This window comes from Micropruina sp. (assembly GCF_047606365.1).
Taxonomy (GTDB): Bacteria; Actinomycetota; Actinomycetes; order Propionibacteriales; family Propionibacteriaceae; genus Micropruina.
Genome location: NZ_JASGEN010000025.1, coordinates 59019 through 83158 on the forward strand (window position 1 = coordinate 59019; position 24140 = coordinate 83158).

At 67.7% G+C, this 24140-nt stretch carries 23 protein-coding genes and 1 tRNA gene; 15 read left to right on the forward strand and 9 right to left on the reverse strand.

The genetic code is table 11. The features are described 5' to 3' along the window. Positions 1-68 precede the first annotated feature (68 nt). Complete coding sequence (locus QM624_RS03470) at positions 69-422, forward strand: metallopeptidase family protein (RefSeq protein WP_415088757.1); 354 nt, start codon at positions 69-71, stop codon at positions 420-422. Positions 423-577: 155 nt separating this feature from the next. Here QM624_RS03470 and QM624_RS03475 read toward each other — a convergent pair whose 3' ends face one another. Both QM624_RS03475 and QM624_RS03480 read right to left on the reverse strand, forming a co-directional pair. Then, entirely contained in the window at positions 578-1255 is a 678-nt protein-coding gene (locus tag QM624_RS03475) for a hypothetical protein (protein ID WP_415088759.1), read from the reverse strand. A 68-nt stretch (positions 1256-1323) separates the two neighbouring features. Further along, positions 1324-1396: transfer RNA gene (locus QM624_RS03480), tRNA-Lys, on the reverse strand. 30 nt (positions 1397-1426) lie between these two features. On the opposite strand from QM624_RS03480, the gene QM624_RS03485 reads away from it, so the two are divergent. Continuing rightward, positions 1427-1621 (forward strand): hypothetical protein, encoded by a 195-nt coding sequence (locus QM624_RS03485; protein ID WP_415088761.1) that lies wholly within the window; start codon positions 1427-1429, stop codon positions 1619-1621. Positions 1622-1734: 113 nt separating this feature from the next. On the opposite strand, the gene QM624_RS03490 is transcribed toward QM624_RS03485, so the two are convergent. Together QM624_RS03490 and QM624_RS03495 are read right to left on the reverse strand one after the other, a co-directional pair. Then, the gene (locus QM624_RS03490) at positions 1735-2424 is read right to left on the reverse strand and encodes an MBL fold metallo-hydrolase (protein ID WP_415088763.1); all 690 of its coding nucleotides are present in this window, start codon (positions 2422-2424) and stop codon (positions 1735-1737) included. 46 nt (positions 2425-2470) lie between these two features. Beyond that, entirely contained in the window at positions 2471-3121 is a 651-nt protein-coding gene (locus QM624_RS03495) for a TetR/AcrR family transcriptional regulator (RefSeq protein WP_415088765.1), read from the reverse strand. A gap of 324 nt (positions 3122-3445) precedes the next feature. Here QM624_RS03495 and QM624_RS03500 point away from each other — a divergent pair, with 324 nt between their 5' ends. Continuing rightward, positions 3446-5026 carry an aspartate:alanine exchanger family transporter gene (locus QM624_RS03500; RefSeq protein WP_415088767.1) on the forward strand — a complete coding sequence of 527 codons (1581 nt, stop codon included), beginning with the start codon at positions 3446-3448 and terminating at the stop codon, positions 5024-5026. Positions 5027-5114: 88 nt separating this feature from the next. On the opposite strand, the gene QM624_RS03505 is transcribed toward QM624_RS03500, so the two are convergent. Continuing rightward, on the reverse strand, positions 5115-5651 hold the full coding sequence (locus QM624_RS03505) for an ester cyclase (protein ID WP_415088769.1): 537 nt from the start codon (positions 5649-5651) through the stop codon (positions 5115-5117). A gap of 93 nt (positions 5652-5744) precedes the next feature. Here QM624_RS03505 and QM624_RS03510 point away from each other — a divergent pair, with 93 nt between their 5' ends. After that, on the forward strand, positions 5745-6365 hold the full coding sequence (locus QM624_RS03510) for a TetR/AcrR family transcriptional regulator (RefSeq protein ID WP_415088771.1): 621 nt from the start codon (positions 5745-5747) through the stop codon (positions 6363-6365). A 160-nt stretch (positions 6366-6525) separates the two neighbouring features. Further along, positions 6526-7629 carry a fatty acid desaturase family protein gene (locus QM624_RS03515; protein ID WP_415088773.1) on the forward strand — a complete coding sequence of 368 codons (1104 nt, stop codon included), beginning with the start codon at positions 6526-6528 and terminating at the stop codon, positions 7627-7629. Positions 7630-7830: 201 nt separating this feature from the next. On the opposite strand, the gene QM624_RS03520 is transcribed toward QM624_RS03515, so the two are convergent. Beyond that, positions 7831-8034 carry a cold-shock protein gene (locus QM624_RS03520; RefSeq protein WP_298130278.1) on the reverse strand — a complete coding sequence of 68 codons (204 nt, stop codon included), beginning with the start codon at positions 8032-8034 and terminating at the stop codon, positions 7831-7833. A 408-nt stretch (positions 8035-8442) separates the two neighbouring features. Between QM624_RS03520 and QM624_RS03525 the strand changes: the two genes are divergently transcribed. After that, on the forward strand, positions 8443-9912 hold the full coding sequence (locus QM624_RS03525; RefSeq protein ID WP_415088775.1) for a DEAD/DEAH box helicase: 1470 nt from the start codon (positions 8443-8445) through the stop codon (positions 9910-9912). Between the two features lie 127 nt (positions 9913-10039). Here the strand turns inward: QM624_RS03525 and QM624_RS03530 are convergent, their stop codons facing one another. The 3 genes from QM624_RS03530 to QM624_RS03540 all read right to left on the reverse strand — a co-directional run bounded on the left by QM624_RS03530 (position 10040) and on the right by QM624_RS03540 (position 12541). Further along, the gene (locus QM624_RS03530; protein ID WP_415088777.1) at positions 10040-10624 is read right to left on the reverse strand and encodes an HdeD family acid-resistance protein; all 585 of its coding nucleotides are present in this window, start codon (positions 10622-10624) and stop codon (positions 10040-10042) included. A 58-nt stretch (positions 10625-10682) separates the two neighbouring features. After that, entirely contained in the window at positions 10683-11495 is an 813-nt protein-coding gene (locus QM624_RS03535; RefSeq protein WP_415088779.1) for an alpha/beta fold hydrolase, read from the reverse strand. Between the two features lie 173 nt (positions 11496-11668). Further along, positions 11669-12541, reverse strand: coding sequence for a LysR family transcriptional regulator (locus tag QM624_RS03540; RefSeq protein ID WP_415088781.1), 873 nt, complete (start codon positions 12539-12541; stop codon positions 11669-11671). A gap of 203 nt (positions 12542-12744) precedes the next feature. On the opposite strand from QM624_RS03540, the gene QM624_RS03545 reads away from it, so the two are divergent. From QM624_RS03545 to QM624_RS03585, 9 genes are all read left to right on the forward strand, one after another. Continuing rightward, on the forward strand, positions 12745-15483 hold the full coding sequence (locus QM624_RS03545) for a DHA2 family efflux MFS transporter permease subunit (protein ID WP_415088783.1): 2739 nt from the start codon (positions 12745-12747) through the stop codon (positions 15481-15483). Further along, a complete protein-coding gene (locus QM624_RS03550; protein WP_415088785.1) occupies positions 15483-16070 on the forward strand; it encodes a TetR/AcrR family transcriptional regulator in 588 nt (195 codons plus the stop codon). Before QM624_RS03545 ends, QM624_RS03550 begins: the two co-directional genes overlap by 1 nt. Before the next feature lie 83 nt (positions 16071-16153). Continuing rightward, complete coding sequence (locus QM624_RS03555; protein ID WP_415088787.1) at positions 16154-17218, forward strand: alpha/beta fold hydrolase; 1065 nt, start codon at positions 16154-16156, stop codon at positions 17216-17218. Positions 17219-17494: 276 nt separating this feature from the next. Next, positions 17495-18058, forward strand: a complete 564-nt coding sequence (locus QM624_RS03560) for an OsmC family protein (protein ID WP_415088789.1) — start codon at positions 17495-17497, stop codon at positions 18056-18058. Between the two features lie 27 nt (positions 18059-18085). Next, positions 18086-19276, forward strand: a complete 1191-nt coding sequence (locus tag QM624_RS03565; protein ID WP_415088791.1) for an NAD(P)/FAD-dependent oxidoreductase — start codon at positions 18086-18088, stop codon at positions 19274-19276. A gap of 51 nt (positions 19277-19327) precedes the next feature. Beyond that, a complete protein-coding gene (locus QM624_RS03570) occupies positions 19328-20182 on the forward strand; it encodes a ketopantoate reductase family protein (RefSeq protein ID WP_415088793.1) in 855 nt (284 codons plus the stop codon). Positions 20183-20918: 736 nt separating this feature from the next. Continuing rightward, positions 20919-22508: a TROVE domain-containing protein gene (locus QM624_RS03575; protein WP_415088795.1), complete on the forward strand. Its 1590-nt coding sequence runs from the start codon at positions 20919-20921 to the stop codon at positions 22506-22508. Between the two features lie 64 nt (positions 22509-22572). Then, positions 22573-22788 carry a hypothetical protein gene (locus tag QM624_RS03580; RefSeq protein ID WP_415088798.1) on the forward strand — a complete coding sequence of 72 codons (216 nt, stop codon included), beginning with the start codon at positions 22573-22575 and terminating at the stop codon, positions 22786-22788. A 217-nt stretch (positions 22789-23005) separates the two neighbouring features. Further along, complete coding sequence (locus QM624_RS03585; RefSeq protein ID WP_415088800.1) at positions 23006-24139, forward strand: hypothetical protein; 1134 nt, start codon at positions 23006-23008, stop codon at positions 24137-24139. Position 24140: the final 1 nt, after the last annotated feature.

A 24140-nucleotide genomic window follows, 5' to 3' on the forward strand; every position in this document is an offset into this window, starting at 1 on the left:
ACGCGCCGATGTTTGGCGAATAGTTAGGGATCGAGTCCCGGCCGATTCGGCGTCTCTACAGTGGGCTCATGCCGGTGGAGATGAGCGAGGAGCGGTTCGGCGAACTGGTGGACGCCGCGCTCGACCTGATCCCCGAGCGGCTGGCCTCGATGGTGCAGAACTGTGTCGTCGTGATCGAAGATCGTGCACCCGAACCGGACGCCGACCTACTCGGCTACTACGACGGAATCCCGTTGTCAGAGCGTGATTCCTGGTACTCGGGCGTGCTGCCCGACAGGATCGTCATCTTCCGGGACGCCATCCTCGACGTCTGCGCCGACGAGGATGAAGTGGTCGAAGAGGTCCGAATCACCGTGTGGCACGAGGTGGCCCACTACTTCGGCATCGACGACGACCATCTCGATGAACTGGGCTACGCCTGAGAGTTGGTTGTGCCCTCTGCTGCACGGATCTAGTGAATCCTGAAGACACCTTGAGTGCAGGTTGAGAGATAGCCGCCGTCCCGTTGGTCGAGCTTGTCGAGACCCGGTTCAGCCGTACCGCTGGTCGAGCCTGTGGAGACCCTGGTAGGCCCGCCTCACTCCGACTGGATCATCCAGGAACGGCTTCGGCTCGACACCCATGTCTCAGCGGTGCCGAGTGACTCATCCGGCACCCACCCTGCTTGCAGATCGGCGCGTGCCAGGGGAGTGGCCAGTGTGTACTCGGTGAGTTGCGCGGCCTGATCGGCCGTGACCGTCACCGGTATGCATTGCACCTTGCCACGCACTGTATTCGCGGCCAACGTGTCGATCACTTCCGCCTCGAAGCCGGGTGCGGCGAGGGCAAGCGGACGCCCCGCCCGTTGTGCCTTCTCCAGTAGTGGGAGCGCTTCCCGGATCGTGGCCAGGGGCTCGGCGCACAATGCCACCACGGGATCGGGCGCCACTGCCCAGCCGCTGGCGGCGTCCGTGACGAAGCGGTCATCGGGGACGCCGGCCTTGATATTGGGCGACGAGTTCACGGCGGCCTTGAGATCGGCGCGTCGCTGATCGGAAAGGTCGGACCCCGGCAAGCCGGTCGGACGCGTCCGGGCTTCGAGTTCGCTCAGGTACTGCGGCGGTTCGGCGGTGGGCTCGAAGCGCGGAATGTCCCGATTCGGCGGAGCGGCCATGGCGGCATCGCGCTCACGGGTCTTGCGGCGGTCGTCCAAAGCGCCGTAGATCACCACAGCGATCCCGGCGACGAGGATCAACGCGATGCCCCACCAGTCCATGGGGCCAGTGTGCCCGGGCGTCGTGGCCGCCGGGCTCTGCTCGATCAGCGAGCGAAGACCTTGTCAGGTGGGCCCACTGGGAATCGAACCCAGAACCCGCGGATTAAAAGTCCGCTGCTCTGCCAATTGAGCTATAGGCCCGCGCCGCAGCGCGTGCTCACTCTACCGTCCGTGCTGCCGGCGAATCGCCACGACTTGGAACGTGACGCGCTGGACGACGCCCTGGCCCGGATGGACGCCGAGCACGGCCCAGTCGATGAGGTCGCCGCGATCTTCGCCAGGCTCGCGGGTCGTGCTCACCTCGGACCCGGGAATCTGCGGCTTCTGTCGGACGGCCACGACATCCGGATATGCCAGGATTGCTGACTCCCTGGCCATCCGCTCCAGTTGTTCCCGACCAAACCCTCCCGCTGAGGTTGGTGGCCATCTGTGTGACCGGGAATCGGCAGCGTCCGACGGGTTGCTGTGAGCGGTTCCGTTCAGACGCGAGGTCCGGATACGCCGGCCAGAATGCGTGCCGCAAGACCGTCGAGCTGCGTGTGCTTCTGCTCGGGGGAGACGACGTCGTAGGGGAGTTGCCCGTGCTGAGCGGGCCAGGGCACCAGCACGTCGAAGTCGAGATCGCGCAGCAGCGCCACGGTGTCGAGGAAGGCCTGTCGATCGCTTTCGTCGAGGATCACCGCGCGCCACACCCCGTCCACCACCCAGATGGCGTCGCCGGAGAACAGGAAGCGGTGTTCGCCGCTGTCCCACAGGTAGAAGGTGGTCCCTGGGGTGTGGGAGAGGCTGGGAATCACTTCCAGGTCATCCCCGAGCCTCTCGCGGTCGGTGAAGACGCCGGCCACGCGCATCGAGTTCTCGATGCCCGCCCGGTCGCGCTGGTGCACGTAGACCGGCACATCGAGGGACGGCTGGCCGTACATTTCCTCGTGGTAGTGGTTGATCAGCAGCCGGGTCGGATGCCCGAGCGCCTCGATCTCGGTGGCTGCGGCGTCGATGCCCGGCGTGTTGTAGACGATGACCACTCCGTCTCGCGTCTCGAGCACGAAGGACCGCAGGTCAACGCCCGCCATGAACGGCAGCGGAACCGTTCCGGTGGCGTGCAAGCCGCTGAACAGCGATGTCAAACCTGTGCCGGGCGGTGTGGTGCTGCTCGGGGATAGTGCCATGGCTGGACCCCTTTCTGTCTTCTTTGGTGATGCCTCGAAAGCTCGGCTAGAGCATGTGACCCATTGCCCGGACGGTGTCAGGGAACGGCAAGGCACCCTGTCTGAGCGGTTCATGGCCGCTGGTACGGGTGCCGTCGACGATCAACTGTGCGTAGCGCCGCCACAACTCGGGGTGCTCCTCCCTCGTTGCGCCGGCCACGCGTCCGACCATGGCGCCGAGCACGACGGCGTCTTGCCGCGTGAAGCCCTCGTGCAGCTCACCCGCGGCGATGGCGGCCCCGATCAGCCCGTCAACGGTGGACGCGGTCTCCTCGCCGAGATCCGACGGGAATCGCGCGTGGCGGCCTGGTCCGAACAAGACGGTCATCAGGCTCTGATCAGAGGCGAGCAGCTCCATCAAGCCGGACAGGTAGCTGCGGAACGCGTCTCCGGGATCGGCGATCCGGACGGCCTCGAGTGCTGGTCTCCGAAACGATGCTGCCTTGTCGTCGAAGAGTGCGTCCAGCAGGGCCTGCTTGTCGCAGAACTTTCGGTAGATCGTGCCGACCCCGACCCCGGCGGCCTGCGCCACCTCCTCCAGGGTGGCGGCCGGACCCCTGGAGGCGAACACGACCGACGCGGCGTCGAGGACGCTGCGACGGTTGCGTTCGGCGTCCGCGCGAGGCTTCCGGGGTGGCTTAGGGGAGGCGATGGGCACTCACTCACCATAGCGCTAAGCGGAATAGACTATTCCGGTTCCTCCTGTCTCGCTGCGGAGCTTGCCACGGCAGCCGGTTCGGTCAGGCCCGGCGTCGCGGCTGGGCAGCAACTGAAGTTGCATGCCGAGCCGAGGTTCCGAGGCTGATTTCCCAGTCTTCCCACGCCCGTCCAAGCCCGTCGATAGGCTGACAATGCACCGGCTGGAGAACCGGTTCGAGGCACCGGGATCCGGAACCCGGACTCGGATCGTGAGCGTGGTGAGAACCCACGCCGAGTCCCCGCCGGCGGCACTCCACCACCTTTCCAGCTGAGGACGACCCCGATGTTCGCGCTGCTCGCGCAGTTCCCGATGCTCTTCTTCGCCCTGCTCCTGGTCCTCGGCGCCGTCCTGGGCCAGATCCGGGTTGCGGGTGCCACGCTCGGTCCGGCGGCGGTGCTGTTCGTCGCGCTCGGCATGACCGCCTGGGGCATCACGCAAGGCGTCGAACTGACCGTCCCCGAGGTGCTGGGCACGTTCGGCCTGATCCTGTTCACCTACACGGTCGGCATCATCTCCGGACCCAACTTCTTCGGCTCGCTGCGCCGCGGCTGGCCGGTGATGCTCACCACGGTGGCCTGCGTCGCGATCGCCGCGATCGTGGCGGCGCTCGGCGGCAAGGCTCTTGGCCTGCCCAACCCGGTGATCGCCGGCACCTACGCGGGTGCGTTGACCAACACGCCGGCGCTGGCCGCGGCCAGCCAGGCGGCGGGGGAGGCGCAGCTGCCCGCGGTCGGCTATTCGATCAGCTACCTGTGGGGAGTGATCGGCATGATGCTGGCCACCGCCTGGGCCTTGCGCCGCGGTGCCCGCGACAACACTTCGGCGGCCCCGCGGCTCGAGCAGCGCACCGTCCGGGTCGACCGGGCCGGCGGCCCCACGGTAGGTCAGCTACTCGAGAACCATGCGGGCGCGGTGACCGTGACCCGGGTCAAGCACGCCACCGGGCCGATGATGGTGGCCTCGCCCGACGAGCCGCTCGACCAGGGTGACCTGATCAGCGTGATCGGCCCGGCCGACGAACTGGCCTCGGTCGCCGCCGAACTCGGCCACATCTCGTCGGTGGACATCATCGGCGACCGGACCGACCTCGACTCGAACCGGGTGACCCTGTCGTCGGCAGCGTTCGCCGGTCACCGACTGGACGAGTTGGGCCTGGGCGCCCGCTTCGGTGCACATGTCTCCCGCGTCCGTCGTGGCGATGTCGACATGATTCCCACCCCCGACTTCGTGCTGCAACTGGGGGACCGGCTGCGGGTCGTCGCCCCGCGCGACCAGATGCGTCCGTTGCGCGGCTACCTGGGTGACTCCGAGCGCGGCTTCTCCGACATCAACCCGCTCGGCCTGGCGCTCGGGCTGACCGTCGGAATCGGAATCGGAATGATCCCGATTCCGCTACCCACCGGGACTTTCACCCTTGGATCGGCGGCGGGAACGTTGCTGGCCGGCCTGGTCTTCGCCAGGATCGGACGGGTCGGCCGCGTCCCGATCTCGATGCCGACCGCTGCCGCGCACGCGCTGTCCGCGCTCGGCATGCTGGTCTTCCTCGCCTACGCCGGCACCAAGGCGGGACTGCTGTTCGCCGAGGCGGTGTCGTCCAACCTGGGCTGGAAGGTGGCGCTGCTCGGCTTCGTGGTCACCATCGTCGCTGCCGCGGGATTGCTGCTGGCCGGACGGCTGCAGCGCACCGACTGGGTACAGCTCGCCGGCCAACTGGGTGGCGCGCAGACCCAGCCGGCGCTCCTTGCGTTCGCGAACACCCGCTCCGGCTTCGACAACCGGGTCTCGCTGGGCTACGCGTTGGTTTACCCGGCCGCCATGGTCGGCAAGATCCTGCTCGCCCAGCTGCTGGTGCTGCTGGGCTGAACCGTCGCTGCGACCGGTGGTGCTCCGCGGGCCGGAGCGCCTGGCGACGCGACCGGCAGCCGACCTGGATCGACACCGTCAATCCAGGTCACCCGTGCGCCTGGGCAGCGTTCCGGGCCCGCTGGGTGGCCAGGAAGCAGCGGAACAGGAAGCCGGGAGTGGGCGGGATCCAGCCGAGCTGCAGGCCCATGCCCTGGTCGTCGCGGACCGCCCAGTGTTCGATCACGAAGTCGTTGTCGAGCCGCTGGAAGTGCGCCTGTTGCACGGTGAAGGTTCGGTCGGTCGGCGCGAACGCCCGTTCGACGGTGCCTGTCGGCGTCCAGACCACGAAGTCGCCGGTGTGGCGTCCCGACAGGGTGCCGTAAGTGACAACGACATCGTCCTGGACGACCTCGGTCTCGGTGCGCCAGACCAGGTCGCTGAGCGCTGCCCGCAGCCACTCGCCGGTGGCGTGGAAGGCGGCGGGCCCCTTGCCGCGGGTGGCCGGTGGTTCGGTGACCGACATCCGGTTGAACGCGTCCGGGTGGACGACGGTGGCCAGGTCGGCGATCGAGCCGCCCAGCGTGTGGTGGATCGCGCGCTCGGCGACCCGGGCCTGGACGGAGTGGTGAAGTGTGCTGGTCATGAATCCCATACCTTTCAATACAGTTAACTGGAACGAATCAATACAGTAGGCTGTATCAAACAGGAAGACAACCCTTCGGCCTTCGGAGATTCGGTGGCGTACGACAACTCGTCCCGTGCCGCTGCGGCGCGCGCGACCCGACTTCGCGTGCTGGACGCCGCGCGGACGTCCTTCCTCGACAGCGGCTTCTCCGGCACCACGATCCGGGGTGTGGCGGAGGCGGCTGGGGTGTCGCAAGAGACGATCTACAAGGCCTTCGGCGGCAAAGCTGGCCTGCTGAAGGCGGTCTACGACACCGCGCTGGTCGGCGACGACGAGGCGGTTCCGCTGGCGCAGCGGCCCGAGGCGATCGCCGTGGTTGAGGCGACGGATCCCGCCGAGTCGCTCACTGCCTACGCCCGGCTGGCGGGAATCATCGCGGCACGCATCGATCCGCTGCTGCGGGTCGTGCTCGGCTCTCGTGACGCCGACCCGACCCTGTCGGAGTTCGCCCGCACGATCGATGGCGAGCGCAGAGTGGGCAGCGGGTTCTGGGCGGAACGCTGGCACTCGGCGGGCTGGCTGCGGGAGGACCTGGATGTCGACCGCGCGGCCGACATCCTCTGGGTGCTGAACGCCAACGAACCGCGCTGGCTGTTGCAGGACCGGGGGTGGACGAGCGAGGAGATCACGGCCTGGCTGGGTCAGATCTTCTGCGCCGCACTGCTGCGCTGATCGCTGTCTGCCGGCACCCGATCCCATCCAGCGGACGGGGTGCGGCGGATTTGTATCCATCGCTACCTACGTTGCCGTAGGCTAGGCCTCAGCTGTTCTCGAGCGCCGCCCGGGTCTCTGATTGAACGGTCACCGTCGAACCGTCACAGAAAGAGACCGCATGTCGGCCACTGATGCCCCTGCGCCCGTTCGCTCGAACCGCGGAATCGCGGCCCGTGCCGAGTGGGAGCGTCGCACCAACAGCTTCACCCAACTCGCCCAGCAGGTCCGCGCCGCCGACCTCAACGCCCGGAGGCCGGGCTTCTACCTGGTGTTGTTCGGCGGCCTGGTCGCCGCACTGGCCGCCTGCGTGGCCGGCATGGTGCTGCTCGGCGACTCCTGGTTCCAACTGCTGATCGCGGCTGCGCTGGGCATCGTGTTCACCCAGTTCGCGTTCCTCGGCCACGAGGCGTCGCACCGTCAGGTGTTCGCCTCCGGTCCGGCCAACGATCGCTTCGGACGGCTGCTGGCGACCGTCTTCGTCGGTATCAGCTACGCCTGGTGGATGACCAAGCACACCCGGCACCACGGCAACCCGAACCAGATCGGACGCGACCCCGACATCGCTCCCGGCTGGGTGTCGTTCACCGACGAGGACGCCGTGTTCGCCACCGGATTCCGGGCTTGGATCACCCGCCGACAAGGGTGGTTGTTCTACCCGCTGATGCTGCTGCTCGGTCTCGACCTGCATCAGGCGTCGATCCGCCGGCTGTTCCGTCCCGGCAAGCTCGACGGCCGCGCCACCGAGCTGGCGCTGATCGGTACCCGGTTCGCGCTCTACCTCGGGCTGGTCTTCTGGGTGATGCCGCTCGGCATGGCATTCGCGTTCCTGGCCGTGCAGCTGGGTGTGTTCGGCCTCTACATGGGCATCAGCTTCGCGCCGAACCACATCGGCATGCCGATCGTGCCGCACGGCGCGAAACTCGACTTCCTGGACAAGCAGGTGCTCACCTCACGCAACGTTTCAGGAGGCTGGTGGGCGACCGCGCTGATGGGCGGGCTCAACTACCAGATCGAGCATCATCTGTTCCCGGGGATGCCCCGGCCGCATCTATCGCGGGCGCGGGTTCTGGTGCGTGAGCATTGCCGGGCGCACGGCGTCCCGTATGTGGAGAACAATCTCGGAGCGGCGCTGACCATCGTGGTCCGCTACATCAACGACGTCGGCTGGGCCGCCCGGCACAGCTTCAGCTGCCCGGCCGCGGCGAGCATGGGCCGCGGCTGACGCGGACGTGGGGTAGTGCGTCATCCCGGGCTCCGACCCGGGATCTTAGCCGCGGTCGTGTGGACGTCCGGAGATCCCGGCGTTCGCCGGGATGACGTGGGTAGCCGGGATGACGTGGGTGGCCCGATGACATGAATCTGGGTCCGTGAGGGCATGGAAATGGGGACGGGCGAAAGCCCGTCCCCATTGTCAGCTCAGGGTTCAGAGCGCCCGAATGTTGGCGGCCTGCATGCCCTTCTGACCACGCTCGGTGTCGAACTCGACCTGCTGGCCTTCGAACAGGTCGCGGCGGCCGCGGCCCTCGATCGCGGTGAAATGAGCAAAGACGTCAGCGGAGCCGTCGTCCGGGGCGATGAAGCCAAAGCCCTTCTCGGAGTTGAACCATTTGACAGTGCCAGTGGCCATGTCGGTATTTCCTTCTTTGTTGCGCGGGCCGCGATTTGCGGTCCTATTGACCACTCCGACGGCGCCGGGGTGGGAAATCGTGGTGGGCGGCTGGAGGGCCGCATCGGATAGTCGTGGTGTTCCGGTAAGCCGGTTGACCGGGCGGTCAGGCTCACCGACCAGCAGCGCTTCTGGAGTGCTGTGGGATCGGGGTGCCGATCTGCGCGAATACGTTCACGCCTTCCCTAAGCCTATCACTCCTGACGGGGCCCGATTCCCACCCGGGCGGGTGGCTGTGCGATGATGGTGTGCAGGGCGCGACAGTCGCAGCCCAGCATCGCACCACTTTCCGCACCGCGCCGGCGCATCGCTGACGAACGCGAGCGGACCTTGGACCGTGGTGAACCTTCTTCGAAAGCAGTCCTTTTCGTGTCACGACATGAATCCGCCCCGACCTTCGCGTCGCTGGGCGTCCCTTCCGCGCTGGTCGCTCCGCTGAGCGGCCGCGGTATCACCGAACCCTTCCCGATCCAGCAGGCCACCCTGCCCGACACCCTGGCCGGCCGGGACGTCCTCGGCCGCGGCCGCACCGGCTCCGGCAAGACCCTGGCCTTCGCGCTGCCGCTGGTGGCTCGGCTGGCCCGGCTGGTGCCCTCTGCCTCCGGCATCGCACCGCGGACCCGTCCGGGTGCCCCGCGGGGTCTGGTGCTGGCGCCCACCCGTGAGCTGGCCAACCAGATCCTGGAAACCCTCGAACCGCTGGCGAAGGCCGCCGGGCTACGGGTGATGACCATCTTCGGCGGTGTCGGACAGGCCCGCCAGGTGCAGCAACTGCGGGCCGGTGCCGACATCGTGGTGGCCACGCCGGGCCGTCTCGAAGACCTGATCGGTCAGGGCCACGCCCGGCTCGACGCAGTCGCCGTCACCGTGCTGGACGAGGCTGACCACATGGCCGATCTGGGCTTCCTGCCCGCCGTCACCCGCATTCTCACCGCGACCCCGAGCGGGGGACAGCGGCTGCTGTTCTCGGCCACCCTCGACAACGGCATCGACAAGCTGGTGAAGCGCTTCCTGGTGCGTCCGCTGGTGCACAGTGTGGACGGCGCCGAGTCGCCGGTCACCGCGATGACCCATCACGTCTTCCTGGTGCCGGACGCCACCCAGAAGCGAGCCATCGTCCGTGAACTGGCCGGCGGTGCGTCACGCCGGCTGCTGTTCACCCGCACCAAGCACCAGGCTCGGCGGCTGGCCCGCGAGCTGACCGCGGATGGCGTCCCGGCCGTCGAACTGCACGGCAACCTGTCGCAGAACGCCCGCGAGCGCGGCCTGAAGGCCTTCGCCGACGGCCGGGTCCGCGTCATGGTGGCGACCGACATCGCGGCCCGCGGCATTCACGTCGACGAGGTCGATCTGGTGGTGCACGTCGATCCGCCGGCCGAGCACAAGGCATACCTGCACCGCTCCGGACGCACCGCGCGCGCCGGCAACGACGGCGACGTCGTCACCCTGGTGCTGCCCGAGCAGCGCCGGGACTTCGCGTCGCTGGCGCGGGCCGCCAAGATCAGCGTGCAGCCGACCCCGGTGCGTGCGGGTGACCGGCAGGTCGTCGCCGTGTCCGGTGAGGCCGCCGAGCCTGTTGCGGCAGGGCAGATCCCCAGCGAGGCCGCCCAGATCGTCCCCGTCGACCAGCGCTCCGGCGGCAACGGCCGCGGTGGTCGCTCCGGAGGCGGCCGGTCGAACCGTCGCAGCTCGGGTTCGGGTTCCGGCCAGCGCGCCGGGGGACAGGCTCGCACGTCCGGCCCGTCCACCGGCGGCCGCAGTGACGCCGTGGTGCAGCTCTCCCGGCAGGGCTCCGGACGTCGTCGCCGGCGTCCGGGATCGACCCGGCTGTCCGCCTGAGCAATCACTGCTCGCGGTCAACCCATCACCGCTGGTCGAACTCGTCAAAGCCGTTGCTGACAAGGGGCTTCGACGAGCTCGACCAACCGTGAGGTGTTCATCGGTCACCAGCACCCGGGTCGCGTTGTCATGGTGAGGTAAGCGCACGGAGGGTGAAGGCCGCGGCGATCTCGGAGACGCCTCGGAAGAGGGCAGCGATGCTCACCCAGGTGACCAGCAGCACGGCACTCGCCTCGAACGACGATGAGGCGATGAATCCGAGCACGATCTCGAGCACTCCTGAGATGAGTTGCAGCCACCAGCCGGGAACCATTCCGGCGGTGAACAGGCTGGAGATCACGTCGAAGGTCCCGGCGAGCACGTAGTACAGGCCGGTGACGACGACCAGTCCGGCGAACGACTCATTCGGCTTGATGAAAGCGGTGATGGCGCCGGTGAGCAGAATGAGTGCCGCGATGATGTGCCAGGCCCGCCATCCGCCGGCGGTCACAACGGCGCGAAATGCCTCTCCGAGCGCGGCGAGCAGCACCACCACCCCGAAGACGACGGCGAGCACCGTCGGAGTGGATTGATCGAATCGGAGGAGAGCGAATCCGACCACGATCCAGGCGATGCCGACGATGAGCAACGCCCACCAGAGCTTGCCGATCGATGCTGCCAGCGAGCCGAGCGGTCCCAGTGGTCGCGGCATGGTTGTCGTTGTTTCGGTCATCGCGAGGATCCCTTCTTCGAGGTGGAGGTGCGTGGGTTGAGGAAAGATCGCTCGCCGGTCAGCGGACGGAGTGGGCGGCGGCGATGATGACGTCGGTCACGAGCTTCGGACTGGCGGCCGGCACGTCGTGGCCCGAGTGCGTGGTGGAGATGCGGGCGTGTGCCCGTTGCGCCATGAACCTCTGGGTGACCGTGGGGATGGCGTTGTCCTCCAACGCGACGATGGCCCACTTCGGCGTATTGGCCGGTGGATCCACGGTGGTGGCTTCACCCAGGGCGGACGCGGCGATGGGCCGCTGGGTGACGGCGGCCAGGGCTGCCTGGGACCGGGTGAGCCCACCCGCGTAGACCTTCCTGAAGGTGGCCGGGTTGACGTAGAGGTCGGTGCCGCCGGTCGGCTCGGGCCGCGCGACGAGGTTGTCCCCGGTCAGCAACGAGCCCGCGTCCTTGTAGGTCAGGTCCGCCGGCGACTCCCCGGCTCGCGGAATGTAGGCAGCGACGTAGACCAATGCCTTCACGTCCGGATCATCGGCAGCCGCGGCGCTGATCAGGAATCCAGCATATGAATGACCGGCCAGCACGATTGGGCCGGGGATGGTTGCCAGCACGCTCTTCAGGTACGCCGTATCGGAGGCGACGCTTCGTAGCGGGTTCGCAACCGCGACCACCTCGTAGCCGCGTTTCTGAAGCTGGCGGATCTCACTGCTCCAACTCGAGGAGTCGGCGAAGGCTCCGTGCACCAACACGATGGTCGGTTTGGCGGGTGCGGGGTGGGCAGCGCTGCCGGTCGCGCCTGCATCGACGGCGGTGGTGGCCATCAGCGTGAGTGTCGCCGCGGTCACCACCAGCCAGTTGCGGAGTAGTCGTCGCATGGTCAGGTCCTTTCAGCCAAGGGAGATGAGCCCGGCTGGTTGGGCTGATGCAGCCTGCGCGCTGACTGTTCTGTGCCCGCCAGAGGATGTCGGGCTCCGGGTACTCACATCGTGGCCGAGGACTTCAGAGCCCCGCCAATGCCGATTTGGCTACCCGTGATGCCGCATCGGCATTAGGCGTCGAGCCCCTCTGGGCGAGTCTCGGCCAGAACCGCGGGAAGGCCCGCGATCACCGGACCCAGCTGGTCGCGACACACTGCGACGAATGCTCCGAGGTGAGGAAGAGTGCGTCGCCGGTCGTAGGCGAGGGCCACCTCGACGCAAGGCCCGTCGGCGACGGCGAGATAGGCGATCCCCGGTTCGCTGTGGTACGCCGCGAGGCCCGCAGGGATCAGGGCAGGCCGTCCCCTTGTCATTACGGTCAGCAGCACGTCGTCAACCGACGGTGCCCCCGGGCCCACCGAGGCTGTCACCAGGTCGTACGGCCGGCCCAGTTCGGCCAGGCGGACCGTGCGCCGGTCGGAAAGCGGATGATCTCGCGGGACTGCTGCCATCAATGCTTCATCGAACAACGGGACGACCTGCAGGCCGCTGGCGCCGATCGGCAATCGGGTGAAGGCGATGTCGACCCGCCCGTCGGTGACGAAGTCCACCTGGTCGGCGAGACTCGTGAACACCGCGTTGACCTGGAGGTCGGGGTGCTGATCCTGGAAGGCGGTGATGATCGACGCGGCGTCCGTGCCCGGCATGAAACCGATGGTGAACCGGCTCGCGGTCCGGCCGGTCGTGCGAGCCGTCCGTTCCAGCGCCGCGGACGCCGCCAGCAACTCGCGCGCCGGCTCCAGGATTTCTTGGCCGGCAGCGGTGAGCGTGGTGCCCTGGCGTGACCGCTCGAACAGCCTGGTGCCCAGCGAGTGCTCCAATGCGGCGATCTGACGGCTCAGGGCGGGTTGGGTCATGTGCACGGCCGCGGCGGCCCGGACAAAGCTCAGCGAATCGGCGACCGCCACGAAGTAGCGAAGTCGGCGTAGATCGAGATCAGCCACGGCCAGCACCCTAGTGCCGCGTCCACGCCCTTTCGGTTCACGTTCTTCGCCCGTTGGCCAGGGTGATCCTCGGACGTCTTCCGGCGCCGGTCGGCGTGATGCGAGCCGCGCATCGTTCACGTATTGCATTCCTGCAAAAATGCGCTACCGTAACTTTGCGCTGCCGCAAAGACGGTGGCGTTTCGCATGTGTAGGAGGATCCCGTGGCTACAGCCACCATCGAACGCCCGGTCCCGGCAGAGCAGGCGTCCGAACCACTGATGAGCCATCGCCAGATCATGTTGGTGATCTACGGCTTGATGGCCGGCATGTTCCTCAGCGCGCTCGACCAGACCATCGTCGGTACCGCGATCCGGACCATCGGCGACGACCTGCAGGGCCTCGATCAGCAGGCCTGGGTCACCACGGCGTACCTGATCGCCGCCACCGTCACGACGCCGCTGTACGGCAAGCTGTCCGACCAGTTCGGACGCCGTCCGCTGTTCATCACCAGCATCGGCATCTTCATTCTCGGCTCACTGCTGTCGAGCTTCGCGACCTCGATGGTCGGCCTGGCGGCCTTCCGGGCTTTCCAGGGCCTCGGCGCCGGCGGCCTGATGTCGCTGCCGCTGGCGATTCTCGGCGACATCCTCGCGCCCCGTGAGCGCGCCCGGTACCAGGGCTTCTTCCTGGCCACGTTCGGGTTGGCGTCCGTGATCGGCCCCCTGGTCGGTGGCCTGTTCGCCGGTGCCGACCAGATCCTGTGGATCACCGGCTGGCGCTGGGTGTTCCTGGTCAACGTGCCGGTCGGCGTGATCGCGCTGCTGATGGTGATCGCCTTCCTGCACGTGCCGCACGAGCGGCACGGCAACCCGCGGATCGACTGGTGGGGCGCCACCCTCGTCGTCGGCACCCTGGCGCCGCTGCTGCTGGTCGCCGAACAGGGCCGCGAATGGGGCTGGACTTCGGCGGCGTCGATCACCTGCTACGTGATCGGTGCGGTCGGCCTGCTCGCCTTCATCCTGGTCGAGCGGGCGATGGGGACCGACGCGATCATTCCGCTGCGGCTGTTCCAGAAGTCCGCGTTCTCGATCACCACGGTGCTCAGCATCCTGGTCGGCTTCGGCATGTTCGGCGCGATGCTGACCATTCCGCTCTACCTGCAGATCGTCACCGGGCTGAACCCCACCCAATCGGGCTTCGCGACGCTGCCGATGATGGCCGGGTTGATGATCGCCTCGATCGGTTCGGGCCAGGTCATCTCCCGCACCGGCAAGTACGGCATCTTCCCGATCACCGGCACCGGCACCACTGCCGTCGGCTTCCTGATCCTGACCTTCCTCACCCCGGACAAGCCGCTGTGGTTCCTGATGATCGCGATGTTCGTGGTCGGCCTGGGGCTGGGCCAGCTGATGCAGACGCTGACATTGGCCGTCCAGGCGGCCGCTGAGCCGCGTGACATCGGTGTGGCGACCAGCTCGTCGACGTTCTTCCGGCAGATCGGCGGCACCCTCGGCACCGCGATCATGTTGTCGCTGCTGTTCAGCCTGCTGCCGGGCAACATCGTCAACTCGCTGGCCGACAAGCAGACGGTCACCGACGCCTTGGACGCCGCGCTCGACCCGGCGGTGGCGTCCGCGCCGAACAACCAGGCGATCATGGAGAAGATGTGGAACCCGATCACGGACAAGATCAAGTCCGAGATCGACGACAAGCTCTCCGACGCCACCAAAGAGGTCAAGGACAAGGTGAAAGCTACCGTCCGTGAGAAGGTCGCGGACGCCGTCCACAAGAACGCTGCGAAGGGTGCCGGCAAGCTGGCCGACGGCGTCTCCCAGGTCGCCCTCGGGCTGGACAAGCTGAGCACCGGCACCGGTGCGTTCGTCGGCGGTGTCGGCCAGATCGGGACGGCGGCGCACCAGTTGGCCACCGGCACCGACAAGCTGGCCACCGGCATGGACGGCCTGGCCGGCGGGCTGACGAAGCTCGGCGCGGCCGAGAAGGTCGCGGCCGGGCAGGCGAAGAAGGCGACGTCCGACTTCAACCAACTCAAGGCGGCGATGACCACCCTGGGTACCGATCAGAAGGCCTGCACCGACGGCGATGACACCGCCTGCGACAAGCTGTCGGCCGATCAGGACAACGTCACCAAGGCGATGACTGCGCTGGCGATCAGCGTCAACACCACCAACGGCTACCTCAATGGCGGTGGCGGCAAGCCCGGCCTGGCCGATGGCCTGTCGTCGGCGGCGTCCGGTTCGAAGCAGCTGGCGTCCGGCCTGCATCAGCTGGCCTCCGGCACCGGGAAGCTCGCCGACGGCGTGACCACCGCGGCCGACAAGGGTGGTCAGCTGACCACCGGGACGAAGGCCGCAGCCACCGGTACCGCGAAGCTGAGCACGGGTGCGCGGCAGCTGTCGAAGATCGAGAAGCTGATCAACCAGAAGGTCGCCGAGCTGGTGCCCGAGGCTGAGAAGAAGGCGCTGAAGAAGGTCGCCGAAGAGAAGCACTTCAGTGTGATCGACGGACGGCTGGCGGTCGACTACAGCGATCCGGTGCAGCGCCAGGCGATCATCGACCAGATCGCTCCCGAGCTGTCCGATGCCATCAACAACGGCGACACCGGTGACGTGAAGACCGACACCAGTGCCAGCGACACCTCCTTCCTGAGCGGTGCCGATCCGCGGCTGACCAAGCCGTTCCTGCAGGGCTTCAACACCTCGGTGATCACCATCTACTGGGTCGGGCTAGGCGTGATGCTGCTCGCCTTCGTGATCACCTGGTTCTTCCGGGTGCCGCCGCTGCGGCTGCGCTCGGCGCTGGAGGAGCGGACGGCCGCTGCTGCTGCCGCCGCTGGCTCCGGGGAGGGCGAGGAATCGCCGGAGCAGCCGGAATCGCTGCGGGAAGAGGCTGAGTCGGGCGAGAATGAGTCCGACCAGGCGACGGAGCAGAGGGGTCAGTGATGAGCGAGGCGACCGCGGAGCGGGCCTGCCTCGGACTGCGTGAGCGGAAGAAGCGGGCCACCCGCGAGGCGCTGCACGCCGTCGCCCTGCGTCTGGTCTCCGAACGCGGACCCGACGACGTCACGGTGGAGGAGATCTGCGACGAGGTGGGTGTCTCGCCGCGGACCTTCTTCAACTACTTCCCGACCAAGCTCGCCGCCGCGTTCGACCTGCAGCTGGTTCAGGTGTCCGACGAGGACGCCGAGCGCTTCCTCGCCGGCGGCTCCCCGGTGGTCGCCGACGCGTGCGAACTGGTCGGCCGGAACGTGGCTCTGCCGAGCGACTTCGGCCGGATCAAGGAGATGCTCCGCGGCCATCCCGAGCTGGCCATGGGTTTCTGGCAGCAGAACATGCACCGGTTGAAGCCGTTCCTGGCACTCATCCAGCAGCGCACCGAAGGCACCCACGGGGCCCGAGTCGTCTTCGGCATCGTGGTCACCGCGGTGATGTCGGCGATGACCCGGGCCGACCCCTCCGAAGCCGAACTGGGCGAGCGGCTGCGCGCCGAGGTGCGCGCCATGCGCGAGTTGATCGACGAGGTCGAGTAGCAAATCTCCGCAGGCCGGGCTCGAAACCCGGCCCCGTGCGCCGAGGCATAGAGCACGCGGGGCACGGGTGGCAGACTCACCGCATGGGGGACGCGCTCACGCCACGCGAGCGGACCGTGCTCGAACTCGTGCGGCGACGCTGGACCAACGCGGAGATCGCCGCGGAACTGGTCGTCTCGGTACGCACGGTGGAGAGTCACGTCTCGGCCTTGTTGCGCAAGCTCGGTGTCAGCGATCGGCGTGCCCTGGGCCGGACCACCGCTGGGCAGAGCGGTCCCGAGTCTGGCCCGCCTCCAGCAGCGGGCTCACGAATCCGGTTCGTCGAGGTCGCCGGCGGCGTCCGGCTGGCGGTCGCGGAGAGCGGCACCCGCGAACGAACGCTGGTGAAGACGGCGACCTGGCTGACCCAGGTCGACAAGGACACCGAGGCCAGCCCGATCTGGGGCCACTGGGTGCGCGAACTCGGTGCCCGCTACCGCTACGTGCGTTACGACCCGCGGGGCTGCGGGCTTTCGGATCGCGATCTCGCCGGCTGCGACCTCACCGATCTCGAGCTGTGGGTCGACGATCTGCGACGTGTCGTCGATTCGACCAGCGACGAGCAGGTGGCGTTGCTCGGCTTGTCCCAGGGCGGCCCGGTGGCGCTGACCTTCGCGGCCCGCTACCCCGAGCGGGTGCGCCGGCTGGTGCTCTACGGCACCTACGCGCGCGGCATGCGCCGGCGCAACGACCCGGTGCAGTTGGCCGAATCGGACGTCAAGGTGGGCATGGCCCGGATCGGCTGGCAGATGGAGAGTGCGGAGTTCCGGGAGAACTTCGGACGTGCCTTCGTGCCGGACGCCGGGCCTGACGAGATCGCCTGGTTCAACGACCAGCTGCGAAGCACCACGACACCCGAGAATGCGCCGCTGCTGGAGAGTGCGTTCCACAATCTCGACGTGAGCGAAGTGGCCCGCACCGTGGCAGTCCCGACCCTCGTACTACACGCCACCGGTGACCGGGGTGTGCCGTTCGAAGAGGGACGATTCCTCGCCGGACTGATCCCGAACGCCCGATTCGTCGCACTGAACAGCCGCAACCATGTGCTGCTGCAGCGCGACATCGCCTTCGCGCAGTTCCTGGACGAGGTGGAGTCCTTCCTCGCCTGACCTCCGTCGGTCGAGCTTGTCGAGACCCCGCCCACCGTTGGTCGAGCTTGTCGAGACCCCTGTGCTGGCCCCAACTCGCCATGGTTTCGACAAGCTCAACCAGCGGTGTGTCTGCCGGTCAGACTCACTGAGTCGTCATCCCGGCGGACGCCGGGATCTCCGCGTCCCTCTCCGTGGTTTCCACGGAGCACCAACTTCCGTACCACCCCCGGATGCGGTTCCGTACGCCGCCGCTGACAGTAGGAGACACCATCCACTGTCCAGGAGGAACCCACGATGACCATCACCGACCAGCCCACGAACAACGGCGTCGACGTCGAGACGCTGTTCGCCACGATCGACGCCGTGAAGACCAACCCGCAGATCGCGGCCTTCCAGTTCCGGGCCAGCAATGACTGGATCAGTGGCACGAACAGTCGCACCACCATCCACTCGTTCTACGGCGCCATGCAGGAGCTGACTCATGTCGAGCCGCGCAGCTACGACGCCGATCATCCGGCCGTGTTGACCGGAAGGGACCGCGGCTCGACACCCGTCGAGTTCCTGCTGCATGCCCTCGCCGCCTGCCTGACGGCCGGCCTGGCCAACATCGCCGCCGCCCGCGGCGTCCGGCTCACCGAGGTGAGTTCGACGGTTGAGGGCGACATCAACCTGCTCGGCCTGCTGGGCCTGGACCCTGCGGTGCGCAACGGCTTCGAAGGCGTCCGGGTCTCGTTCCGGCTGCGGGGCGACGATCCCGAGGCGCTGCGCCGGGTGTTCGACCAGTCGGTGGCACGCTCAGCGGTGCTGGACGTGATGACCAACGGCATCCCGGTGACCTTCGCGGTCGACGCCGGCTGAGCAGCGTCGACCGGAGGAGGGGGCGTCATGACCGGCACAGCTGCGGACGTCGTGGTCGTCGGTGCCCGGGCCGCCGGCGCCGCTACCGCGTTGCTGCTGGCCCGGGCGGGGCTGTCGGTGGTCGTGGTGGACCGGGATCGTCCGGACGCCGACACCCTGTCGACGCACGCACTGATGCGCGGCGCTGTCGTGCAGTTGCGGCGATGGGGCGTGCTGGACGGCCTGATTCGTACGGGGACGCCGCCGATCCGGGAAACCACCTTCCACTACGCCACGGAGTCGGTTGTGGTGCCGATCAAGCCCGGCGGCGGCGTCGATGCGCTCTACGCGCCGCGCCGCACCGTGCTCGACCCGCTGCTGGCCGCCGCCGCACGCGAGGCGGGTGCCGACGTCCGATACCGGGTGACGCTCGTCGGTCTGCGCGAACGAGACGGCCGGATCGCGGGGGTCGACGTGCGTCACCACGACGGTCGTGTCACCGCCATCGAGGCGAGGCTCGTCATCGGTGCCGACGGACGTCACTCGACCCTGGCCCGCCTGGTGGCGGCCCCGATCACCCGGCTCGCCACCCACACCACCGCCTGCGCGTACGGGTATTGCCGTGACCTGCCCGGCTGCGGCTATGAGTGGGCGTACCGGACGGCGGGCATGGCCGGGTTGATCCCGACCAATGACGGTCTGACCTGCGTCTTCGTCGCGCAGCGTCCCGATCGACTCGGACGTGGTCGCACCGGTCTGGAGGCGGCGTTGGCGGACGCGTCCCCACCACTCGCGGCGCGGCTGGGTGCGGCAGCGCCGGTATCGCCCGTCCGCACCTTTGTCGGCCAGCCGGGCTATCTGCGCAGGGCTTGGGGTCCGGGCTGGGCGCTGGTCGGCGACGCCGGCTCGTGGAAGGACCCGATCAGCGCCCATGGTTTGACCGACGCGCTCCGGGACGCCGAGCTGCTGGCTCGCGCGGCCGTCCGGGTGCTGGCGGGGGAGGCGTCCGAGGTCGAGGCGTTCGGGTGCTACGAAACGGTCCGCGATCGGCTCACCCTGCCCATCCTCACCGGCGGCGCCGAGATCGCCGCCATGCAATGGGATGACGAGCGGATCCGGTTGCTGCTGCGTGAACTGAACCTGGCGATGAACGAGGAACTGCGCACGATCGACGATTTCGACATCCGGGCTCACTCAGCCGATCCCGTCCATGCGGAGACCGTCGGGCCCCGCCGGTGACCTCGAACTCACCCAGCCGGAACCGCGTGTGGCGTTGGGTACGTTGTTGGAGTGAAGATCGCAGTCCTGGGCGTCGGTGGCATCGGTTCGACCTTCGCCGCCCAACTCGCCGACGCCGGCCACGACGTCACCGTCATCGCCCGCAATCGCCGCCTCGAACAGGTCAGCCGCGACGGTGGAATCCGGACGGCAGACGGTGTCGTCGCCACCACCGTGGCAGGCGAACTGCCCACCGATGTCGACTTCGACCTGATCCTCGTGACAGTGCTCGCCCACCAGGTGACGCCGCTGCTGCCTCGGATCACAGCGAGCCGCGGACGCACCGTGATGTTCATGTTCAACACGTTCGACTCGCTCTCCACCCTGCAGGACGCGGTAGGGGACCGGTTCGCGTTCGGCTTCCCCGCGATCGCCGCGCAGATCGACGCGGACGGCGTGCTGCGCGCCAGCATTCAGAGCCGGGGCGTGCTCACCACCGTCACCGATGCGCAGTGGGCGGAGGTGTTCACCGCGGCCGGCATCCCGGCGGTCACCACGTCCGACATGGAGAGCTGGCTGCGCAGCCACGCGGCCTTCGCCGCACCGTTCATGATCACGGTCGCCGAGGCACACCGCGCACAACGGGGAATCTCCTGGTCGCGGGCGCGGGAGCTGGCCGCAGCGAAGGACGAGGCGTTCGCCCTCGTCCGCGAACTCGGCAACGAGATCATCCCGGCCATGCATGCCGTCGTCGGCAAGGTGCCCGCGACTCTGACCGCGGGACTGCTGTGGGTTGCGAGCCGTGTACCAGCGGCTCGGGCCACCGGTGCCGCCGGATACGCCGAACCGCGTGCACTGATCGACGCGATGATGACGGTCGCGAACCGCAGCCTGCCCGCACTCGCCAGGGTGCGTCCCCAGAGCTAGCACCCACGGCCGCGGAGCGGTCTTCATGAACGCCAAGGGATGCGCTGATCAAAGCCCTTCCATCGTCATCCCGGACTTGCTCCGGGATCTCTCCCCGCCTGAGATCCCGGGTTGGCGCCCGGGATGACGTGATTGGTCAGCGCCTCCCACGAGAACTCAGCTTGACACTGGTGTGTAGACCCCTACACACTAGTCCTCGTGCCGGGTGGGCCGAAGGTCGTCGGTTAACTCCGGAATTGTGTGTCCGAGGTTCGATTCCTCGCTGGTGAAAGCCAGTAGCTCAGTTGGTAGAGCAACAATCTCCGGCGGCCACCACCATGACCACCCGGCACCCACAACAGAATTACGCGAGGTCGGGCGGGCCGAAGATCATCGGTTACCACTGATAATGGGCAGGTTGCGGGTTCGAGTCCCGCCGTCATTCGTGACGTAGCTCAATCGGCAGAGCAGCTTCCGGTGATCACACCACGTCCTCCCGGCCTCGTCATGACAGCGGTAAGAGGATCTCCGTCGGTCGAGCTTGTCGAGACCACGCCCCTCGCCGGTCGAGGTCGAGACCAACTCGTCGAACACGCCCGCTGTCCCCGAAACCGCGACGCGGGGACGGGCCGGAGCAGATCGGTTATCTCCCTTTTACGGATGGTCCAGGAGTGGACCAACCCGGCAGAAAAACCGGGTCCGGCCGGTCCGCACAATACGCCCGTCCCCGCCCGCACACCGAAAGGAGGAACTGAGAATGGACATCCTGCGCATGCTGAACCTGCGCCGGACCCCACAGAGCGAGGCCGCCGACCCCAAGCAGGTCGTGAACTCGGCAGGTGGCTACGTCTTCGAGTTGGACGACGCCGCGCGGCTGCGCCGGTTCCTCACCCTCGGTGTGGACGGCGGCACCTACTACGCCTCCGACCGTGCCCTGGCGATCGAGAACGCCGCGGTGCTGACCCGGATGGCGGCGTCCGACCCCGAGGGCCTGGTCTCCACCATCGTGGACGTCTCGACCCGTGGTGCGGCGCCGAAGCAGAACCCGGCGCTGTTCGCGCTGGCCTACGCGGCGTCGGTGCCCGAGGCGGCTCCGGCGGCGCTGGCCGCGCTGCCGCAGGTGGCCCGAACCGGTACCCACCTGTTCCTGTTCGCCGGCTACGTCGAGCAGTTCCGTGGCTGGGGACGTGGCCTGCGGCGTGCGGTGGCCGGCTGGTACACGTCGAAGGACGCCGATCGGCTCGCCTACCAGGTGGTCAAGTACCGCCAGCGTGAGGGCTGGTCGCATCGTGACCTGCTGCGGCTGGCGCACCCGGCGACGTCCGTGCCGGCGTTGCGGGACACCTTCGAGTGGGTGGTCCGTGGCAACGTCGGCGCCGAGGTTCCGGCTCTGGTCACGGGTTTCGCGGCGGCGCAGCAGGCGTCCGATGCGGCGACCTGGGCGCGGCTGGTGCGCGAGTACGGCCTCAGCTGGGAGATGCTGCCCGACCGGGCGCTCACCGAGCGCGCGGTGTGGGACGCACTGCTGGACGCCGGAATGCCGCAGACGGCGCTGATGCGTCAGCTGCCGCGACTGACCGGTCTGGGCATGCTGCCGTTGCTGGGTGGCCGGACCCGTGAGGTGGCCGCGCAGCTGGCGGACGCCGAGCGGCTCAAGCGGGCCCGGGTGCACCCGATGAATGTGCTGGTCGCCCAACGCACCTACGCCTCGGGCCGATCGGCCCGCGGTTCGGGGGCGTGGAAGCCGACCCGGCGGATCGTCGATGCCCTGGACGCGGCCTTCTACGCGGCGTTCGGTGCGGTCGAGCCGTCCGGCAAGCGGATGCTGCTGGCGGTGGACGTGTCCGGCTCGATGGGTGTGCCGATCTCCGGCATGTCGGTCACGGCCCGTGAGGCGTCCGCGGCGCTGGCGCTGGTGCAGCTGGCGACCGAGCCGGAGTCGAGCGCGGTCGGCTTCTCGGGTTCGTTCGGCCCCGGAAGCCACACCGAGCTGAAGCCGTTGGCGATCTCGCCGCGGCAGCGGCTCGACGACGCTCTGCGGGTGGTGGACGCGATGCCGTTCGGCCCGACGGATTGTGCGTTGCCGATGCTGTACGCGGCGGAGCAGGGTCTTGAGGTCGATGTGTTCGTGGTCTACACCGACAACGAGACCTGGGCCGGTGAGGTGCATCCGCACCAGGCGCTGCGGGCGTACCGCGAGAAGACCGGGATTCCGGCCAAGCTCGTGGTGGTCGGCATGACGGCGACCGGTTTCAGCATCGCTGACCCGGACGACGCCGGCATGCTTGACATCGCCGGGTTCGACGCGGCCGTGCCGAACCTGATCACGGAGTTCGCCCGTGGCTGATGCGCTGAAAGGAGGCGGTACCCCTGCCAGGGGTGCCGCCTCTCGCGCGTCGCGAGGCGGGGGAGTGTCGGACGCCCGGGCCGCGCGGGCGCGGGAGTTGCATCGGAAGGCTGTCGAAGCGGACGAGTTGGCGGCCCGGCAGCGGGCCGAGCGGGACGCGCTGATCCGCCGGCTGCGGGAAGAGGATCCGCAGCGGTGGAGCTATGGGGCGCTGGCGGCGGCAATTGGGTGCAGCCGGGAGTTGATCGCGTTGGTGGTGAAGCGAGGGGGGCAGACGTGAGGTAGGCAGCACCCGCTTGGCTGGGCGGCTGTCGAGCTGGGCGGATCGTTGATCCGGGGAGGTTTCAGGGAAAGGCTCGAAAGCGCGGGAGCGGAATCCAGGAAACGATCACGCAATACACAAGGCCGTCGCCAACATCCAATAGTGTTGCCTGCATCCATGTCCGCACGAGCAGGAGGGCACCTTGGCCCGGGCGATCCACCCATTTCCGGCACGCATGGCGCCCGAGGTGGCGCTGGCGGTCGTCGGCGATTCAACGCGTCCTCTTCGCGTGCTCGACCCGATGTGCGGCTCGGGCACAGCTTTGGCTCTCGGGGTGCTTCACGGCCACCAGGTCACAGGGTACGACCTAGACCCCCTCGCAATCCTCATGGCTAAGGTGGCAACGCAGCAAGTCAGGATCAATGAGGTGAGACGTCTAGCTACCGCCTGCCTGGCAGTGGCTCGACGTGCTCGGGCCACTGATGCCCGCTGGTCGGACAACGAGACCCGTGAGTTCGCTAGGTACTGGTTTGGCACTCCTCAGCGAAACCAGCTAGTGCGACTGTCTAGCGCAATCAACAAACTCGAACCCGGCCCAGAGAGGAACGCGCTCCAGCTGAGCCTCAGCCGCCTAATCGTGACCAAGTCACCGGTTGCATCGTTGGCCGCGGACACCGCGCATAGTCGCCCTCATCGCGTCCTTGATCAGTCTGACTACAACGTCTACGAAGGGTTTCGCGCATCGGTTGCCTCGATAGTAGCGGCACTCGATGCGCGACAATTGGCCGGCACTGCGCGCATCCAGATGGGCGATGCGCGGGACACAAGTCTGTTCACGGCCAATGCCTTCGACCTCGTCGTGACATCGCCGCCCTATCTCAACGCGATTGACTATCTCCGGGGACACCGCCTGGCGCTGATCTGGTTCGGTTACACGCTTTCAGAGCTTCGGGCGATACGGAGTGTTTCGATTGGCTCAGAGGCTGCGCGCCGACAGGATCCAACGGAGGCAAACGAGGATCTCTTTGATCGAGTAACCAGCCACCACAACATCACAGATACTCGTGTTCGGCGCCTGGTTCTCAGATATGCTCACGACATGCTTGAGTTGGCCGGCAACATACACCGCTGCCTGACGGATGGGGGGCGCATCGTTCTAGTAGTTGCCGACTCTGTCTTGAGGGAAGAGCGGATTCCGACGGGTGAGATCGTTAGGGCGGCGCTCACGGACAAGGGCCTTTCGATAGAATCTGTCAGAACCAGAGAGATTCCTGCGACACTTCGGTACCTGCCTGTGTCGAGGGCCGGGGAAAAGTTATCTAGACGAATGAAGCATGAATACGTGATCACAGGCGTGAAGGCTTCGTAAT